We start from the raw sequence: 16,587 nt of genomic DNA, 5'->3' as shown, positions 1-16,587 counted from the left end.
TGATGGGGTGCGCTGTGGGCGCGATCAGGCGTCGAGCGAGAGGTCGCTGAGTGGCTTGGAGCTGCACGCGAGGATCTTTCCGGCGGCGACCTCGCGCGGGCGGATGCCGCCGTTGTGGTTCATCTCCACCTCGCCGGACAGCTTGGGGAGCTTGCAGGTGCCGCACATGCCCTGGCTGCAGGACGACGCGAGGCGTACGCCGGCGGCGAGGGCCGCGTCCAGGACGAACTGGTCGGCGCGACACGTGATCGTGCGCCCGCTCTTGGTGAACTCGACGGAGTACGTCGCCACCCCGTCGTCACCGGCGGGCGGCGGAGCGACGGCGATCTCGTCGTACGCGACTCCCTCCGGCGGCGGCGTCGCGCCCGGCTGGGCCGGGTCGTCGAAGGTGAAGCTCTCCTCGTGGTAGCTGCCGAGGTCGTAGTCCAGCTCGCCGAGGATGCGGCGCACGGCTTCCATGTAGGGCACCGGACCGCAGTTGAAGGTGACCCGCTCGTGCAGGTCGGGGACGATCGTGTGGAGCATGGTGGGCGAGAGGCGCCCACGCATGCCACCCCAGCGCTCCGAGGGGTAGTCGTTCTCGCAGACGTGCACCACGCGGAGGTTGGGCATGAGCGTCTCGATGGCCGCGAGCTCGTGACGGAACACGATGTCGCTCGGCGTGCGCGCGCTGTGGAGGAAGACCACGTCGGCGTGCGACCCCAGGTCGTACATCGTGCGCAGCATGGACATGAGCGGGGTGATCCCGCTGCCGGCCGACAGGAAGAGATACTTCTCCGCCGGCTGCTTGGCGAGCGTGAAGGCACCCAGCGGCGCCATCGCGTTGACCTTGCTGCCGGGCACGATGTTGTCGTGGACCCAGTTGGACACCGCGCCACCCAGGACACGCTTGACGGTGATGGCAAGGCGGTGGGGGCGCGTCGGAGGCGAGGAGATCGTGTAGCAGCGGTTCACCGGGTAGCCGTCGATGTCGAGCATCAGGGTCAGGAACTGACCGGCCTCGAAGTCGAAGACCTGGTCGCCCTCGGGCTCGAACACGAAGTTCTTGACGTCGTGGGTGACGTCGCTGACCGCGGTGCACACCAGCACGGCCTGGTCCTCCTCCGTCCAGCAGACGGGCGACTGCAGGGACGGCACGAGGCGCTGAGGTGCCTGGATGGACGACATTTCACTTCTCCTGGAGATCAGGTGGCTACTGGGCCGCGACCGCGTTGAGATGACCGAGCCGCTCGGCGCTCTCGCGGTGCGGCTCGAGGTAGTCGTGGAGGCGGCGGACGTACCAGTTGATGAACGACTCGACGTCGTCCTCGACCAGTGCGTAGGGACCGGGCACGTAGCTCGGGTCCGTGACTCCGCGCTGGGCCTTCTCGACCAGCACGCGGTCCTGGTCGTTGGTGGCCTTCCAGACGCCGGTCAGCCCCTCGATGGTGTAGTCCTCGCCCTCCACGGCGTCCGGGTGGACCAGCCAGGTCGTGCGGACCAGGGACCTGTCCGGACCGATCGGCAGGACGGTGAAGACGATCACGTGGTCGCTGAGGAAGTGGAACCACGAGTTGGGCTGCATGTGCAGGGAGAGGTCGCCGAACTGGGGGGTGGTGACGTCGCCGATGAGCTTGCGGCACACCTGGGCTCCGTCGGGGCCGAAGGACGCCCCGTCGCCGTCCAGCGGGAGGCGCATGATCATGAAGCCGGTCGGGCGCGTGTCGAGCTCGTGGCGAAGCTCGCGCGGGACCCCGTTGATCGAGCAGACGTTGTCCAGGTTGGCCGTGGCGGCGAGATAGCGCTCGTAGGTCGGCCGCATGCGGGGGGTGACGTCCTCCTCGGAGTAGCGGAGGAAGGGGAAGTAGGAGGTGATCAGCTCCGGGTGCGACGCATCGCAGTGGTGGCACTCGCGGTTGTTCTCCATCACGAGCTTCCAATTGCCCTCCTCGACGAGGTCGGTCTGGTGGGCGACCTTCGCCTCCGAGATGCGGTAGGAGCGCAGGTAGGGCTCGATGACCGAGGCGACCTCGTCGAAGTCGGCCGGCGCCTCGTCGGCGAGGCAAATGAAAATCAGGCCGCCGACGGTGCGGACGTGGACCTGCTTCAGGTTGAACTTCGACTTGTCGAACGACGGCGACTGGCTCTCGGCGTACATGAGCTCACCGTCGGCGCGGTAGGTCCACTGGTGGTAGGGGCACACGATGTTGCCGATCGAGCCGCACGGGTCCTCCAGGAGGCGAGAGCCGCGGTGACGGCAGACGTTGCGGATCGCGCGGATCTGCTCGTCGTCGTCACGGGTGATGATCAGCGACTGGGTGTCGATCTCGATCGTGACGAAGTCACCCGGCTCGGGGATCTCGGCCTCGGAGGCGACGAAGATCCAGTGCTGGCCGAAGATCGCCTTGATGTCGAGGTCGTAGACCTCCTGGCTGGCGTAGAAGGCGGACTCGAGGCTGTAGCCCACCTCGCGGCGCTCGACCATGGCGGCGATCTCGGCCATGTTGGCCGCGGGGGCGGTCTTGAAACTCACGGGGAACCTCCGGAGAGAAGAAGGAGTGGGGAGAAGGAGAGGACGGGGGTGATCAGCCGCGGAGGCGGGTCATCTTCGGGTCGAAGAGCGGCTCGGCGGTGACGACGGCCCTGACCCGCTTGTCGAAGTAGCCGATCTCGAGCTCGGTGCCGACCTCGGCGACCTCGAGCGGCAGCCAGGCGTAGGCGATGCCCTTCTCGATCGTGTAGCCGTAGGCCGCGGAGGTGACGTAGCCGACCGGCTTGCCCTCGGCGAGGACCGGTTCCTTGCCGAGGACGACGTCCTCGGTGCTGTCGATCGTCAGGCAGGCCAGCGTCCTGGTCTGGTGCTCCTTGCGGGCGATCAGCGAGTCGCGGCCGATGAAGTCGCCCTTGTCGAGCTTCACCGCGAAGCCGAGTCCGGCCTCGTAGGGGTCGTGCTCGTTGGTCATGTCGCCACCGAACGAGCGGTAGCCCTTCTCCAGGCGCAGGCTGTTGAAGGCACCACGGCCGGCGGCGATGATGCCGTGCTCCTGGCCCGCCTCCCACAGGGTGTCCCACAGGCGCTGGCCGAGGTCGGCGGTCGTGTAGATCTCCCATCCGAGCTCACCGACGTAGGACAGGCGCCAGGCGGTGACCGGGACGTTGCCGATGGTGAGGGACTTCGCTCGGAAGTACTTGAGACCGTCGTTGGTCATGTCCGCGTCGGTGAGGCCGGCCAGCACGTCGCGGGCCTTCGGGCCCCACAGGCCGATGCAGCAGGTGCCCGGCGTGATGTCGGCGACCTGGACGGTGCCGTCCTCGGGGAGGTGGCGCTCGAACCAGTCGATGTCCAGCGCGCCGTTGGCACCCACCTGGTAGTGGTGCTTGCCCAGTCGGGCGACCGTGATGTCGCTGCGGATGCCGCCGTCGATGTCGAGGAGCAGGGTGTAGACCACCGCACCGACCGACTTGTCGACGTCGTTGGTGCACAGGCGCTGCAGGAAGTCGACGACGCCGGGGCCGGTGACGCTGATCCGCTTGAGGGCGGTCATGTCGTACATCGCGACGCCCTCGCGGGTCGCCTTCGCCTCGGCGCCGACGATCGGGTCCCAGTACTGCGCCGCCCAGTCGTTGGGGGTCGGGACGTCGTAGCGCTCGAGCAGGCCGGCGTTGGCGCCGTACCAGTGCGGGCGCTCCCAGCCGTTGGCCGGCAGGAAGAACGCGTCGAGCTCCTCCTCGCGGCGGAAGAACGGCGAGAGGCGGACGTTGCGCGGGGAGTCCATCGGCTGCAGCGGGTGCAGGATGTCGTAGACCTCGCGGAAGTTCTGGCAGTCACGCTCGAGCACGTACGCCGGGGCGACCTGGTAGTCCTCGAAGCGGTTCACGTCGCACTCGTGGATGTCGAAGGTCTCGGAGTAGCCGTCGGCGATCCACTCGGCGACGGCACGGCCGACACCGGCGGAGTGGGTGACCCACACGGCCTCGGCGACCCAGAAGCCCTGGACCTCACGCGACTCGCCGAGCAGCGGCATGCCGTCGGTGGTGAAGGAGAAGAGGCCGTTGATGCCCTCCTCGACCTTGGTGTCGTTGGTGGCGGGGAGCAGGCGCTGGGTCTCCTCCCAGGCCGGCTCGAAGTCCTCGGGGGTGAAGGCGAGGACGGACGGCATCTCCTCGGTCTCGTCGACCGCCCGGATGTCGTACGCCGAGATCGGCATCGGCTCGTGGTGGTAGTAGCCGATGGTCAGGCTGTCGAAGCTGTCGCGGTAGTAGAGGCCGTGCTCCTGGTGGCGCAGGATCGGGCGGACCGCCTCGTCGGTCTGGCCGGCGACCTCGGGGATCGGGGCGGTCACGGCGAGCTGGTGCGCGAGGGGTGTGAGCGGGAGGTCCAGGCCGACCAGGGCGGCGACCTTCGGGCCCCAGATGCCCGCGCACGAGACGACGACGTCGGCCGGGAGCTCGCCGTGGTCGGTGACGACGGCGGTGACCTGGCCGTCCTCGACGGTGATGTCGGTGACCTCGTGGCGACCGAGGAACGTCACGCCCCGGGCCTTGGCGCGCTCGATCTGCGCCTCGACGGCCCACACCGCCTTGGCCAGGCCGTCGGTGGGGCACCACAGGCCGCCGAGGACCTGGTCGCGGTCGACGAGCGAGTGCAGCTCCACGCAGCGGTCTGCGTCGACGACCTCGGCCTCGACGCCCCACGAGGTGAGCCAGCCGTGGCGGCGGTGCAGCTCGGCGAGGCGCTCCGGCGTGGTCGCGACCTCGAGGCCGCCGACCTGCAGGAAGCAGGACTGCTCCTCGTGCTGCAGCGAGAGGAACTTCTCCACCGTGTAGCGCGCCATCTCGGTGAGCACCTTGGAGCCGCTGGCCTGGAAGACCAGTCCGGGAGCGTGCGAGCTCGATCCGCCGGTCAGGGGCAGGTCGCCCTGGTCGACGACGGTGATGTCCGTCCAGCCTCGCGCCGACAGCTCGTCGGCGAGGGCGGCACCGACGACTCCAGCGCCGATGATGACGGTCCGCCGTCCAGCCATGCGACTTCCTCCTGTTGCGTAATCTGCACTCAATTGCGTTGACAGCAACAATGCCTGCTGCTGGACTGTGCCGTCAAGGGGCTTGAACGCCCGATTTGCACGAGCCGGAGGGAACGCCGTGACCCCGCCTCCACGCGTCGTGGTGATCGACCACCACGACTCCTACGTGTGGAACCTCGTGCACCTCGTCGCCGCCGTGACCGGCACCGCGCCCGACGTCGTGCAGCACGACGCGACGACCGCCGCCGCCGTGCTCGCCTACGACCACGTGGTGCTCTCCCCCGGGCCCGGGCGCCCGGACGACCCCGCGGACTTCACGGTCGGCGGCGACGTCCTGCGTGCCGGCACCGTCCCCGTTCTCGGTGTCTGCCTGGGGATGCAGGGCCTGGTGACGACGTACGGCGGGCTCGTGGAACGGATCGAGCCGGCCCACGGCGACGTCGCCGCGGTGTGCCACGACGGGACGGGGTTGTTCGCGGGGATCCCGTCGCCGTACTCGGTGGTGCGCTACCACTCGCTCGCCGCCACCCGGGTGCCGGACGAGCTCGTGGTCACGGCGGAGTGCCGCGACGGCGAGCGGGGATCGGTGGTGATGGGGGTGCGCCACCGGCACCTCCCGCTGCACGGTGTCCAGTTCCACCCCGAGTCGGTGCTCAGCGAGCACGGCGTCCGGCTCATCGAGAACTTCCTGCGCGGCGCACCCTGAGCTCGCGAGGGTGGGGTTGGGTGCCGACAAGGAACGTCGGCACCCAACCCCGAGCTGACGGGCGGCCCGGGCAAGGCGGTGCTGCTGCGCAGCAGACCCGTCAGCGGTCATGGGCAGGGCGACCCGGCGGGGCACCCTGGTGCGCCTCGGCGTCGGACGCAAGCACGTCGACGGCATCGCCGACGGTGACGACCGAGCCGCTCACGAGGATCAGCTCCCCCGGCGCATCGCCGTCGGCAGCGAGGGCACGGGCCATGGCGAGCCCAGAGGCCACGTCCGCGGCGACGCGCACCCGCGCCGCGCCGAACCTCGCCCGTGCAGTGACCGCAAGGGCGTCGGCCGGCAGGGACCGCGGACTGGAGCTGCGGGTGCAGACGACCACGTCGACGACGCGCTCCAGCTCTCGGAGCACCGCGCCGTGGTCCTTGTCGGCCATCACGCCCAGGACGGCGATCGTGCGGCCTGGTGCGAGCTCGGCGAGGTTGCGCGCGAGGGCCTGGGCTCCGTGTGGGTTGTGGGCGGCGTCGAGGACCACGGGCGGCGTCCCGGCTCGGACCTCGAACCGTCCCGGCGACGTGACCCGCCCCAGCACCCTCCGCACCAGCTCGATGTCGAGCGGTGCGTCCAGGAAGGCCTCCACGGATGCGATCGCCACAGCGGCGTTCTGCGCCTGGTGGTCGCCGTGCAGTGCCAACGGGAGGTCGACGTAGTCACTGTGCAGGCCCCGGACCGAGACGACCTGACCGTCTGCCGTGACCCGGCGGGCGGTGACGGCGAACTCGTGGCCCTCGACCACCAGACGCGCGCCGACGGCCGCGGCCTGCCCGCGGAGCACCTCGGCGACCCCCGGCGACTGCTCTGCCGAGACGCAGACCGCGCCGGGCTTGACGATCCCGGACTTCTCGGCGGCGATCGCCTCCGGCGTGTCGCCGAGGTAGTCGGCGTGGTCCATCGCGATGGGCAAGATGGCGGCCACGTCGGCGTCGATGGTGTTGGTCGCGTCCCACCGGCCGCCCATGCCGACCTCGACCACGGCGGCGTCCACCCGATGGGTGGCGAACGCCAGGTAGGAGATCGCCACGGTCATCTCGAAGAACGACAACGGGTGCTCGGACGTCTCGTCGATGCGCCGGGCCTGCTCCGCGACGGCGTCGTACGCGCGCAGGAACCGCGCGGCGTCGATCGGCTCCTGCTCGAGGCAGATGCGCTCGCGCATGCTGACGAGGTGCGGGCTGGTCAGTCGTCCGGTCGTGCGGCCACCCGCCGCGAGCAGCGCCTCGATCATGCGGGCGGTGCTGGTCTTGCCGTTGGTGCCGGTGAGGTGGATCGACCGGTAGTCGCACTGGGGCCGGCCGAGCTGCTCGAGGAGCAGGTGGATCCGGTCGAGCGTCGGATCCATCCGGGTCTCGGGCCATCGCGCGAGGAGCTCCCGCTCCACGGCCGCCAGGGCCTCGTCCGGGGCTCGGGTCGCGGTCACCGGGCGCTCCGTCCGAGCTCGGCCACATCCGCGCCGAGCCTGGCGAGCTGGTCGCGACGCCACGTCTCGGTCTCGGCCACCTGGTTGAAGGTGAAGAGGTGCAGCCCGCTGACGTTCATCTCCTCGCTGCCCAGGACGCCGGCCGCGCGGGTCAGCAGGCGCATCGGGTCGTAGCCACCCGGGACCGCGATCCGCGCGAAGACGCCACGGTTCTTGGCGAGGAACCTCGTCGACTCCCCCACCCCGATCTTGGTCGCCATCGTCAGGAGCTTGGCCCGGTCGACGGGCCCGGGGAGGCCGACGAGGATCGGGGTGGTCACGCCGCGCGCGCGGACCCGGCGGACCCACCCGCCGAGGACGTTGGGGTCGAAGGTCAGGTTGCTCACGACCTGGGTCGCGTGACGCCGCTTGTCCCACATCGTCTGGACGGTGATGTCGTCATGGATGGTCGGATGGGACTCGGGATAGCCGGTGATCCCGACCTGGGCGAAGGGGTTGTCGAGCGCAGCGAGGTCGTCGAGCAGGTCCATCGCCCCCACGTAGGCGCCGACCGGGTCCGCGTCTCCACCCGGCACGAAGACGGTCGTCACGCCGACCCGGCGCAGGCGGTCGCTGATCTCTGCCAGCTCGGTCCGGCCGGAGATCATCCGCGCAGCGAGGTGCGGGACCACGTCGTACCCACGAGCGGCGAGCCGTTCGGCCAGCGCGACGGTCGCCTCCAGTCCCTTCGAGGGGGAGGCGGTCACCGTCACGGTGCTTCCGGACGGGAGGTTCGTCGCGACGATCTCCTCGATCCTCGACGTGGGGAGCACCTCGTAGCGGACGTGGGAGAGCAGTCGCCGCAGTGCCGCGGTGCGGGCAGGGGTGAGCATCCGGGCCCCCTACCTGCCCGGACGATGGTCGAGGCTGCGTTCGGCGATCTCGACGATGTTGGTCAGCAGCATGGCGCGGGTCATCGGTCCGACGCCGCCGGTCGCCCCGCTGACCTTGCCCGCCACGGTGCCGACCTCGGGGTGGACGTCGCCGAGGATCCCCTCGATCGTGCGGGTGATGCCGACCGAGAGCACGGTCGCGCCGGGGCTCACCCAGTCGGGCTTGACGAGGTGGGCCACGCCGGCCGCCGCGACGATGACGTCGGACGCGCGGGCGTGCGCGGCGACGTCGACGGTGGCGACGTGGCAGAGCGTCACGGTCGCGTGCTCGGTGGGGCGGGTGAGCATCAGGCCCAGCGGCCGGCCGACGGTCAGGCCGCACCCGATCACGCAGAACCGCTGGCCCGTGATCGGCACGTCGTGCTGGCGCAGCAGCTCGATGATCCCGCGCGGCGTGCACGGGAGCGGTCCGTCCATCCCGAGCACGAGCTTGCCGAGGTTCGTGGGGTGCAGGCCGTCGGCGTCCTTGTCGGGGTCGATCAGCTGGAGGACCCGGTGGGTGTCGATGTGGGGCGGCAGCGGGAGCTGGACGATGAAGCCCGAGCACGCGGGGTCGTCGTTGAGCCCTTGGACGGCCGCCTCGATCTCGGCCTGGCTGGCGGTCGCCGGAAGCTCGACCTGGAGGGAGGCGATCCCGACGTCGGCGCAGTCGCGGTGCTTGCCGGCGACGTACGCACGGCTCCCCGGGTCGTCACCGACCAGGATGGTGCCGAGCCCGGGCCGGACCCGATGGGCGTGGAGCCGGTCGACGCGAGGCGCGAGCTGCTGCTTGATGTCGGCGGCGACTCGCGTGCCGTCGATCTTCGTCGCGGTGGTCATCGCGGCCCCTCAGGGGGGAGCACAGAGAACGGGCAGACTCGGATCATTTTCTCCACCTCGGTGCGGATTACACAACTACATGCATGATACGCAACAGTCTGCGAGGCAGAGACGATGCGTGTCAAGCGGTGGGTCGAGAAGCCCGCTGCCGACGTGGCCGGATGATCCGAGTCACACCACCCGCTGGGACGTCGGATTTCCCGCGCTCACCCCGTAGGGTTGCGCTATGAGCAACGGCGAGCAGAAGTCCAACGGGCGGGGCGCCGGGGAGGCGACCGGCGGAGTCCAGTCGGTCGACCGCGCCGTCAGCGTGCTCGAGATCCTCGCCCGCGAGGGCAGCGCGGGCGTGAGCGAGGTGGCGGCCGAGATCGGCGTCCACAAGTCGACCGCGTTCCGCCTCCTCGCCGCCCTGGAGGAGCGCGACCTCGTCGAGCAGAACTCGGAGCGCGGGAAGTACCAGCTCGGGTTCGGCATCCTGCGGCTCGCCAGCGCGATCCCGGGGCACCTCGACATGGTCCGTCAGGCCCGGCCGGTCGTCGACGACCTGGCCCAGCGCTTCGACGAGACCATCAACCTCGCGGTGATCCGCGAGCACTACTCGGTCCACGTCCAGCAGGCGCTGGGGTCGGCGGCCGTCGCCAGCCAGAACTGGGTCGGCCAGCTCACCCCGCTGCACGCGACGTCGAGCGGCAAGATCCTGCTTGCCCACCTGGACGAGGAGGAGCTCGAGGGCGTGCTCGCCGCTGCCGGACTGAAGGCGTACACCGAGCACACCATCACCTCCCGCACGACGTTGATGGCACAGCTGGCCGAGGCGCGTACGACGGGATTCGCGACCGCGTTCGAGGAGCTCGAGACCGGGCTCAACGCGGCGGCCGTCCCGGTCCGCGACCACACCGGAGCCGTGATCGGCGCGCTCAGCGTCGCCGGTCCGGCCTACCGCTTCGACAAGGCGCGGATAGAGGAGATCGCCGACGACCTCAAAGAGGGTGGCGCCCGGATCAGCCAGCGCATGGGCTGGCTCGGCTAGCAAGACGCCTCCGCCGACCAACGGCCAGAATCGGGACGCAGGCGGACCGGTTCCGGCCTTCGTGTTTCGTTTCCTTCCCCCTGATGAACATTGCATTACGGCTGCCGTAACCCTTGACACGGGCAACGCCTCAGCGCCACTCTCAACCCCACAAGTTGCGAGGGAAGCAAACAGTTGCGCGATGCGCTAACTCATGGGCTCCCAGAAGGTGGGGTCGGATCGTGCCGGAACTGTACGTCGACGGTCACTGGGTGACCGCCCGGGCAGGGGGACGCCGGGCGATCCACTGCCCCGCCGACGGCTCCCTGGTCGGCGAGGTCGACGAGGCAGGTCGCGAGGACACCGAGGCCGCCATCGGGGCAGCACATCGTGCGTTCCACGACGGCCCGTGGCCCCGTACCTCGAGCCGCGAGCGCGGCGACCTCCTGCTGAGGGTGGCCGACCTGCTCGTGCGCGACAAGGACGCCCTCGCCCGGCTCGAGTCGTTGGACACCGGCAAGCGCCTGGTCGAGTCCGAGTACGACATCGACGACGTCGTGGGGGTGTTCCGCCACTACGGACGGATCGCCGCCGAGGACTCGGGCCGGGTCGTGGACACCGGCAACCCTGACGTGGTCAGTCGGGTGGTGCACGAGCCGCTCGGGGTCTGCGGCCTGATCACCCCGTGGAACTATCCCCTGCTCCAGACCTCCTGGAAGGTGGCCCCCTGCCTGGCTGCCGGCAACACCTTCGTGCTCAAGCCGAGCGAGCTGACCCCCCACACGGCCATCCACCTGATGAAGCTGCTCGCCGAAGCCGGGCTGCCCGCCGGTGTCGGCAACCTCGTCCTCGGCGCCGGCCCCGCCGCCGGCGCCCCCCTCTCGGAGGACCCCCGCGTCGACCTGGTGTCGTTCACCGGCGGTCTGTCCACGGGCAAGCTGCTCATGGCCGCGGCAGCCGGCACCGTGAAGAAGGTCGCCCTGGAGCTCGGCGGCAAGAACCCCAACATCGTGTTCGCCGACGCCGACCTCGAGGTCGCCCTCGACTTCGCCCTCACCGCGGTCTTCCTCCACTCGGGTCAGGTCTGCTCGGCCGGAGCCCGGCTCGTGGTGGAGGAGTCGATCCACGACGAGTTCGTCGACGCCCTCGTGGAGCGCGCCCAGCGGATCCGGCTCGGTGGACCGTTCGACGACAAGGCCGAGACCGGACCGCTGACCAGCGCCGCCCACCGCGACAAGGTCGAGCAGTACGTCGCGGCAGGCCTGGCCGAGGGTGCCGTCCTCCGCTGCGGCGGCGCGCGCCCGGACGACCCCGCCCTGGCCGACGGCTACTACTACCTGCCGACGGTCTTCGACGGCTGCCGGAGCGACATGCGCGTCACCCAGGACGAGTCGTTCGGTCCGGTGCTGACGGTCGAGACCTTCACTGACGAGGACGACGCCGTCGCCATCGCCAACGACAGCATCTACGGGCTGGCCGGCGCGGTGTGGACCCAGGACGCGGGCAAGGCCCAGCGGGTTGCCAGCCGGCTGCGGATGGGCACCGTCTGGATCAACGACTACCACCCCTACGTGCCGCAGGCGGAGTGGGGCGGCTTCAAGCAGTCCGGCAACGGACGCGAGCTCGGGCTGGCGGGTCTCGAGGAGTACCGCGAGACCAAGCACATCTGGCACAACATCCGACCCACCGAGCAGCGCTGGTTTGCGGGATAAGGACGAACACATGGGTGCGAAGCGCTACGACGTCGTGATCGTGGGTGGCGGTTCAGCCGGCTGCGCCTTGGCCAACCGCCTCTCAGCCGATCCCAGCACCAGCGTGCTGGTGCTGGAAGCGGGTCACAGCGACTACCGCTGGGATCCGCTCATCAACATGCCGGCAGCACTGCCCTTCCCGATCGGCAACCGGCTCTACGACTGGAAGTACCAGACCGATCCCGAGCCGTACATGAACGGCCGCCGGGTCTTCCACGCCCGCGGCAAGGTGCTCGGGGGCTCGAGCAGCATCAACGGGATGATCTTCCAGCGAGGCAACCCGCTCGACTACGAGCGCTGGGGACACGAGCCCGGGATGAAGGAGTGGGACTACCTCCACTGCCTGCCCTACTTCAAGCGGATGGAGAGCTGCCTGGCCGGTGCCGACGACTGGCGCGGCGGAGAAGGTCCGCTGGTGCTCGAGCGCGGACCGGCCGAGAACCCCTTGTTCGGTGCGTTCTTCCAGGCGGCGCAGGAGGCGGGCTACCACCTCACCGACGACGTCAACGGCTACCGGCAAGAGGGCTTCGCGCGCTTCGACCGCAACCTCCACCGGGGCCGCCGACTCTCCGCCGCCCGCGCCTACCTGCACCCGGTGCGCCACCGGAAGAACCTGCACGTCGAGACCATGGCGTTCGTGACGGGCGTCCGGTTCCGCGGCCAGCGTGCGGTCGGTGTCGACTACGAACGCGCCGGACGCCGCCACCGCAGCGTCGAGGCCGGTGAGGTCATCCTCTGCGGCGGCGCCATCAACACCCCCCAGCTGCTGCAGCTCTCCGGGGTCGGCGACCAGGCGCTGCTCCGCCAGCACGGCATCGAGGTCGTGAACCACCTGCCCGGCGTCGGTGAGAACCTGCAGGACCACCTCGAGGTCTACATCCAGTACGCCTCGAAGGAACCCGTCTCGATCGCGCCCGGCCTGCGGTGGCACATGCGGCCGAAGATCGCCTACGACTGGCTGTTCCACCGGCGAGGACTGGGCGCCACCAACCACTTCGAGGGTGGCGGCTTCGCGCGCAGCAACGACGAGGTCGACTACCCCAACCTGATGTTCCACTTCCTGCCGATCGCGATCCGGTACGACGGCAGCTCCCCGACCAAGGGCCACGGCTACCAGGTGCACATCGGGCCGATGTACGCCGACACCCGCGGTCACGTGCGGATCCGTTCCACCGACCCGCGCGAGCACCCGTCGCTGTTGTTCAACTACCTGTCGACGCCGACCGACCGCAAGGAGTGGGTGGAGGCGGTCCGGGTGGCCCGCGACATCCTCACCCAGCCGGCGTTCGCGCCCTACAACGATGGCGAGCTGTCTCCTGGGCCGTCGGTCGAGACCGACGAGGAGATCCTGAAGTGGGTCGCCGAGGACGCCGAGACGGCCCTGCACCCCTCGTGCACCGCGAAGATGGGCATCGACGAGATGGCGGTGGTCGACCCGGGCACGATGAAGGTGCACGGCATCGAAGGACTCCGGGTCGTCGACGCCTCGGTGTTCCCGTTCGTCACCAACGGCAACATCTACGCGCCCGTGATGATGGTCGCGGAGAAGGCTGCCGACCTCATCGCCGGCAACACTCCCCTCCCCCCGGCTGACGTGCCGTACTACCGCTACCGCGACGACACGCCTCTCTACCCGCCCGGCGACAGCCGCAACCTCGAGGAGCAGCCATGACGATCACGTCCGAGGGCCAGGAGACATCCACCGCCGAGAGCGCCGAGCCCGCGCTGTCGGTGCGCAACCTCTGGAAGATCTTCGGACCGCGAGCCGACAAGGTCATCGGCACGCCGGACGCCGAGCTCTCGCGTGCCGACCTGAAGACCAAGACCGGCAACGTCGTCGGGGTCAAGGACGTCTCCTTCGACGTCGCCCCGGGCGAGGTCTTCGTGGTGATGGGTCTGTCGGGTTCGGGCAAGTCGACCCTCGTCAGGTTGCTGACCCGGCTCATCGAGCCCACGGCCGGCACCATCTGCCTCAACGGGATGGACGTCACCTCAGCCTCCGAGAAGCAGCTCCGCGACGTACGCCGCAAGCAGGTCTCGATGGTCTTCCAGCACTTCGGGCTGCTGCCGCACCGCCAGGTGATCGACAACGTCGCCTACGGCCTCGAGGTGCGGGGCGTGCCCAAGAAGGAGCGACGCGAGAAGGCGGCCGAGATCGTCGACCTCGTCGGGTTGACGGGCTACGAGAAGTCCTACCCCGACCAGCTCTCCGGCGGCATGCAGCAGCGCGTCGGCCTGGCGCGCGCCCTCGCCGGCGACCCGGAGATGCTGCTCTTCGACGAGCCGTTCTCGGCCCTCGACCCGCTCATCCGCCGGGACATGCAGAACGAGGTCATCCGACTCCACAGCGAGCTCGGCAAGACCATGGTGTTCATCACCCACGACCTCTCCGAGGCCCTCAAGCTGGGCGACCGGATCATGATCCTGCGCGACGGCGCCATCGTGCAGATCGGGACACCCGACGAGGTCGTCGCCCGTCCCGCCGACGACTACGTCAAGGACTTCGTCTCCGAGGTGCCCAAGTCGCACGTGCTGACCTTGAAGTGGGTGATGCGCGATCCGCGGCCGGGTGAGTCCCTGGAGGGCCCCGCACTGCCGGTGACGACGATCGTCCGCCAGGCCGCGCGGGCGGCCATCGCGTCCGACCACCCGATCCGGGTGATGGACGGCGACAAGCTGCTCGGCGTCGTCGACGAGGACGACATCATGCGGGTCGTCGTGGCCGAGGTGGAGTCGTGACCGAAGGGGTCGCCGGGCCCGGGCTTCGAGCCAGGGGCTTCGTCGAGAGCCAGAAGCTGGCGAACCCCGACTCGCCGCGTCCTGTCGAGCCCGGTGCGGCGCCTCCGCCTCCCGAGCGCAAGACGCTCAGCCGCTGGATCCCCGCCCTCGGGGTGATCGTGGCGTGGGTCGTGGTCTGGTACCTCACCGACGGCAAGGACACCCTGTCGTTGCCGGGCGTGGCACGCACGGCGCTGCACGACGACCTCACCGAGATCAACAACGATCTGCTTGCCGGTCGTGACACCAACCCGGTCATGCTGTTCACCGGTGCCCTCGCCGACGCCCTGCGCAGCCTCGTCGAGATGATGCAGGGCATCTTCTCCAAGCCCAACCTGCCGCGACCCGTGCCGGAGATCGGCTGGCTCGGGGTGACCGCCTGCTCGACGTACGTCGCGCTGGTGGTGGCCAACTGGCGCATTGCGCTGCTGGTGCTTGCGTCGTTCCTGTCCTTCGGCGTCCTCGGCTTCTGGGAGCAGTCGCTCGACCTGCTGATCATCACCGGCATCTCGGTCGTCATCGCCGTGGTCGTCGGGATGCCGCTCGCGGTGCTCGTCGGGACGAGTGCGCGAGCCAACCGGGCGATCACGGTCGTCCTCGACGTGATGCAGACGATGCCGACGTTCGTCTACCTGCTGCCCGTCGTGCTGTTCTTCGGGATCGGCATCCCGTCGGCCGTCGTGGCTACGCTGATCTACGCGCTGCCGCCGATCGTCCGGATTGCCGGGTTCGGCATCCGCGAAGTGCCGACGACCACGATCGAGGCCACCGACTCGGCCGGCCAGACCTACTGGCAGCGACTGCTCAAGGTGCAGATCCCGATGGCTCGCAAGACCATCATCGTCGGTCTGAACCAGACCATCCTCGCGGCGTTGTCGATGGCCACCTTGGCGTCCTTCGTCGATGGGCCGGGCCTCGGCAAGCCGGTGCTGGCGGGGCTGCGGATCAACGACGTCGGCACCGCCTTCGTGCCCGGCGCCCTGATCGTGGTGATGGCAGTGATGCTCGACCGCACCACGACGGCCGCCAGCGAGCGGGCCGAGAAGGTCGCCCGTGGTGGTGGCGGCGACCCCCGGACGCGCAGGATCCTGCTGATCGGCGGAGCGGTCGTGACGATCGTCGCGGTCTACGTCTCGCGCACCTACGTCGACCTGGCCCGCTTCCCCGAGAACACCCTCGGCTCGAGGATCGCCGACGTCGTCAACGACGTGATGGACTGGATCACCGGCACCTTCTCCGGAGCGACCGGCGCCTTCAAGGACGCGATCACCAACGGCCTGCTCAACCCCATGGAGTCGGTCCTGGCGGAGTCGCCCTGGTATGTCTCGGGCCTGGGGATCGCCGCGCTGGCCCTCGTCTTCGGCGGCCTTCGCGCCATGATCACCACGATCATCTGCCTGGCCGGCATCTGGTACTTCGACCTGTGGCACGACGCGATGATCACCCTCAACATGGCGCTCGTCGGCACGGTCCTGGTCATGATCCTTGCGCTGGTCTTCGGCGTCTGGATGGCCCGGGACCGACGCGTCGACCTCGGCATCCGGCCGCTGCTCGACGCCGGTCAGACCATTCCGCCGTTCGTCTACCTGATTCCGGTGCTGGCACTGTTCGGCCCCTCGCGCTTCACGGCGATCGTGGCCGGCATCGTGTACGCCGCCCCGGCGGCGATCAAGCTGGTGGCCGACGGCGTCAAGGCGGTCTCGCCGACGACCATCGAGGCCGGCCGCTCGACCGGGCAGACCACCTGGCAGGAGATCACCAAGGTCCAGCTGCCGATGGCGAAGGGGTCGCTGGTGCTCGCCACCAACCAAGGACTTCTCTACGTGCTCGCGATGGTCGTGATCGGCGGCCTGGTCGGCGCCGGCGCGCTGGGCTACGACGTCGTCTACGGCTTCTCCCGCAGCGAGGCCTGGGGCAAGGGGCTGGCCGCCGGCATCACGATCGTGCTGCTCGGCGTGATGCTCGACCGGATCACCCGGGCCGCGGCAGACAAGCGACGCGACGACCCCGGGCCCCGCCGCGCCTTCTTCGTCCGGCTGCCGATCGGGCCGCCGAAGTGACGACACCCCCTGATTTCTCGGACCACCAAGAAAATGAGGAGATCCACGAATG

The 16,587-nt window shown here is 69.5% G+C and carries 12 protein-coding genes; 6 read left to right on the top strand and 6 right to left on the bottom strand.

The genetic code is table 11. From position 1 onward, the window contains the following. Window positions 1–24: 24 nt before the first annotated feature. From J3P44_RS04130 to J3P44_RS04120, 3 genes are read right to left on the bottom strand one after another with little or no spacing between them, the layout of a single operon-like run. On the bottom strand, window positions 25–1,167 hold the full coding sequence (locus tag J3P44_RS04130) for an FAD-binding oxidoreductase (protein WP_255888962.1): 1,143 nt from the start codon (window positions 1,165–1,167) through the stop codon (window positions 25–27). A gap of 25 nt (window positions 1,168–1,192) precedes the next feature. Further along, window positions 1,193–2,512 (bottom strand): aromatic ring-hydroxylating oxygenase subunit alpha, encoded by a 1,320-nt coding sequence (locus tag J3P44_RS04125; RefSeq protein WP_255888961.1) that lies wholly within the window; start codon window positions 2,510–2,512, stop codon window positions 1,193–1,195. A gap of 52 nt (window positions 2,513–2,564) precedes the next feature. After that, complete coding sequence (locus J3P44_RS04120) at window positions 2,565–5,003, bottom strand: GcvT family protein (protein WP_255888960.1); 2,439 nt, start codon at window positions 5,001–5,003, stop codon at window positions 2,565–2,567. Window positions 5,004–5,121: 118 nt separating this feature from the next. Between J3P44_RS04120 and J3P44_RS04115 the strand changes: the two genes are divergently transcribed. Next, on the top strand, window positions 5,122–5,709 hold the full coding sequence (locus J3P44_RS04115; protein WP_255888959.1) for an anthranilate synthase component II: 588 nt from the start codon (window positions 5,122–5,124) through the stop codon (window positions 5,707–5,709). 100 nt (window positions 5,710–5,809) lie between these two features. Here J3P44_RS04115 and J3P44_RS04110 read toward each other — a convergent pair whose 3' ends face one another. Genes J3P44_RS04110 through J3P44_RS04100 form a run of 3 tightly spaced genes read right to left on the bottom strand, consistent with a single transcriptional unit; the run spans window position 5,810 to window position 8,937 of the window. Beyond that, window positions 5,810–7,186, bottom strand: coding sequence for a bifunctional folylpolyglutamate synthase/dihydrofolate synthase (locus J3P44_RS04110; protein ID WP_255888958.1), 1,377 nt, complete (start codon window positions 7,184–7,186; stop codon window positions 5,810–5,812). Then, a complete protein-coding gene (locus J3P44_RS04105; RefSeq protein ID WP_255888957.1) occupies window positions 7,183–8,058 on the bottom strand; it encodes a methylenetetrahydrofolate reductase in 876 nt (291 codons plus the stop codon). The genes J3P44_RS04110 and J3P44_RS04105 overlap by 4 nt, the downstream gene beginning before the upstream one ends. 9 nt (window positions 8,059–8,067) lie before the next feature. Next, window positions 8,068–8,937: a bifunctional methylenetetrahydrofolate dehydrogenase/methenyltetrahydrofolate cyclohydrolase gene (locus J3P44_RS04100; RefSeq protein WP_255888956.1), complete on the bottom strand. Its 870-nt coding sequence runs from the start codon at window positions 8,935–8,937 to the stop codon at window positions 8,068–8,070. A 226-nt stretch (window positions 8,938–9,163) separates the two neighbouring features. Here J3P44_RS04100 and J3P44_RS04095 point away from each other — a divergent pair, with 226 nt between their 5' ends. The 5 genes from J3P44_RS04095 to J3P44_RS04075 all read left to right on the top strand — a co-directional run bounded on the left by J3P44_RS04095 (window position 9,164) and on the right by J3P44_RS04075 (window position 16,535). Beyond that, the gene (locus J3P44_RS04095; protein WP_255888955.1) at window positions 9,164–9,967 is read left to right on the top strand and encodes an IclR family transcriptional regulator; all 804 of its coding nucleotides are present in this window, start codon (window positions 9,164–9,166) and stop codon (window positions 9,965–9,967) included. A gap of 221 nt (window positions 9,968–10,188) precedes the next feature. Continuing rightward, window positions 10,189–11,658, top strand: coding sequence for an aldehyde dehydrogenase family protein (locus tag J3P44_RS04090; protein WP_255888954.1), 1,470 nt, complete (start codon window positions 10,189–10,191; stop codon window positions 11,656–11,658). Between the two features lie 10 nt (window positions 11,659–11,668). Further along, complete coding sequence (gene betA / locus J3P44_RS04085; RefSeq protein WP_255888953.1) at window positions 11,669–13,369, top strand: choline dehydrogenase; 1,701 nt, start codon at window positions 11,669–11,671, stop codon at window positions 13,367–13,369. Beyond that, complete coding sequence (locus J3P44_RS04080) at window positions 13,366–14,436, top strand: quaternary amine ABC transporter ATP-binding protein (protein ID WP_255888952.1); 1,071 nt, start codon at window positions 13,366–13,368, stop codon at window positions 14,434–14,436. Before betA ends, J3P44_RS04080 begins: the two co-directional genes overlap by 4 nt. Beyond that, window positions 14,433–16,535 (top strand): ABC transporter permease, encoded by a 2,103-nt coding sequence (locus J3P44_RS04075; protein WP_255888951.1) that lies wholly within the window; start codon window positions 14,433–14,435, stop codon window positions 16,533–16,535. Before J3P44_RS04080 ends, J3P44_RS04075 begins: the two co-directional genes overlap by 4 nt. Window positions 16,536–16,587 lie beyond the last annotated feature (52 nt).

Origin of the sequence: Nocardioides astragali (assembly GCF_024436375.1) — a bacterium.
In the GTDB taxonomy this organism is placed as follows: Bacteria; Actinomycetota; Actinomycetes; order Propionibacteriales; family Nocardioidaceae; genus Nocardioides; species Nocardioides astragali.
Note: the sequence above shows the minus strand (reverse complement) of the source record. Positions and strands in the feature narration are given on the sequence as shown.

What these genes read in the sequence shown, in the direction of transcription:
- J3P44_RS04100 (WP_255888956.1), bottom strand. Translation starts at nt 8,937, where the DNA reads ATGACCACCGCGACGAAGATCGACGGCACGCGAGTCGCCGCCGACATC.
- J3P44_RS04080 (WP_255888952.1), top strand. Translation starts at nt 13,366, where the DNA reads ATGACGATCACGTCCGAGGGCCAGGAGACATCCACCGCCGAGAGCGCC.
- betA (WP_255888953.1), top strand. Translation starts at nt 11,669, where the DNA reads ATGGGTGCGAAGCGCTACGACGTCGTGATCGTGGGTGGCGGTTCAGCC.
- J3P44_RS04095 (WP_255888955.1), top strand. Translation starts at nt 9,164, where the DNA reads ATGAGCAACGGCGAGCAGAAGTCCAACGGGCGGGGCGCCGGGGAGGCG.
- J3P44_RS04105 (WP_255888957.1), bottom strand. Translation starts at nt 8,058, where the DNA reads ATGCTCACCCCTGCCCGCACCGCGGCACTGCGGCGACTGCTCTCCCAC.
- J3P44_RS04130 (WP_255888962.1), bottom strand. Translation starts at nt 1,167, where the DNA reads ATGTCGTCCATCCAGGCACCTCAGCGCCTCGTGCCGTCCCTGCAGTCG.
- J3P44_RS04120 (WP_255888960.1), bottom strand. Translation starts at nt 5,003, where the DNA reads ATGGCTGGACGGCGGACCGTCATCATCGGCGCTGGAGTCGTCGGTGCC.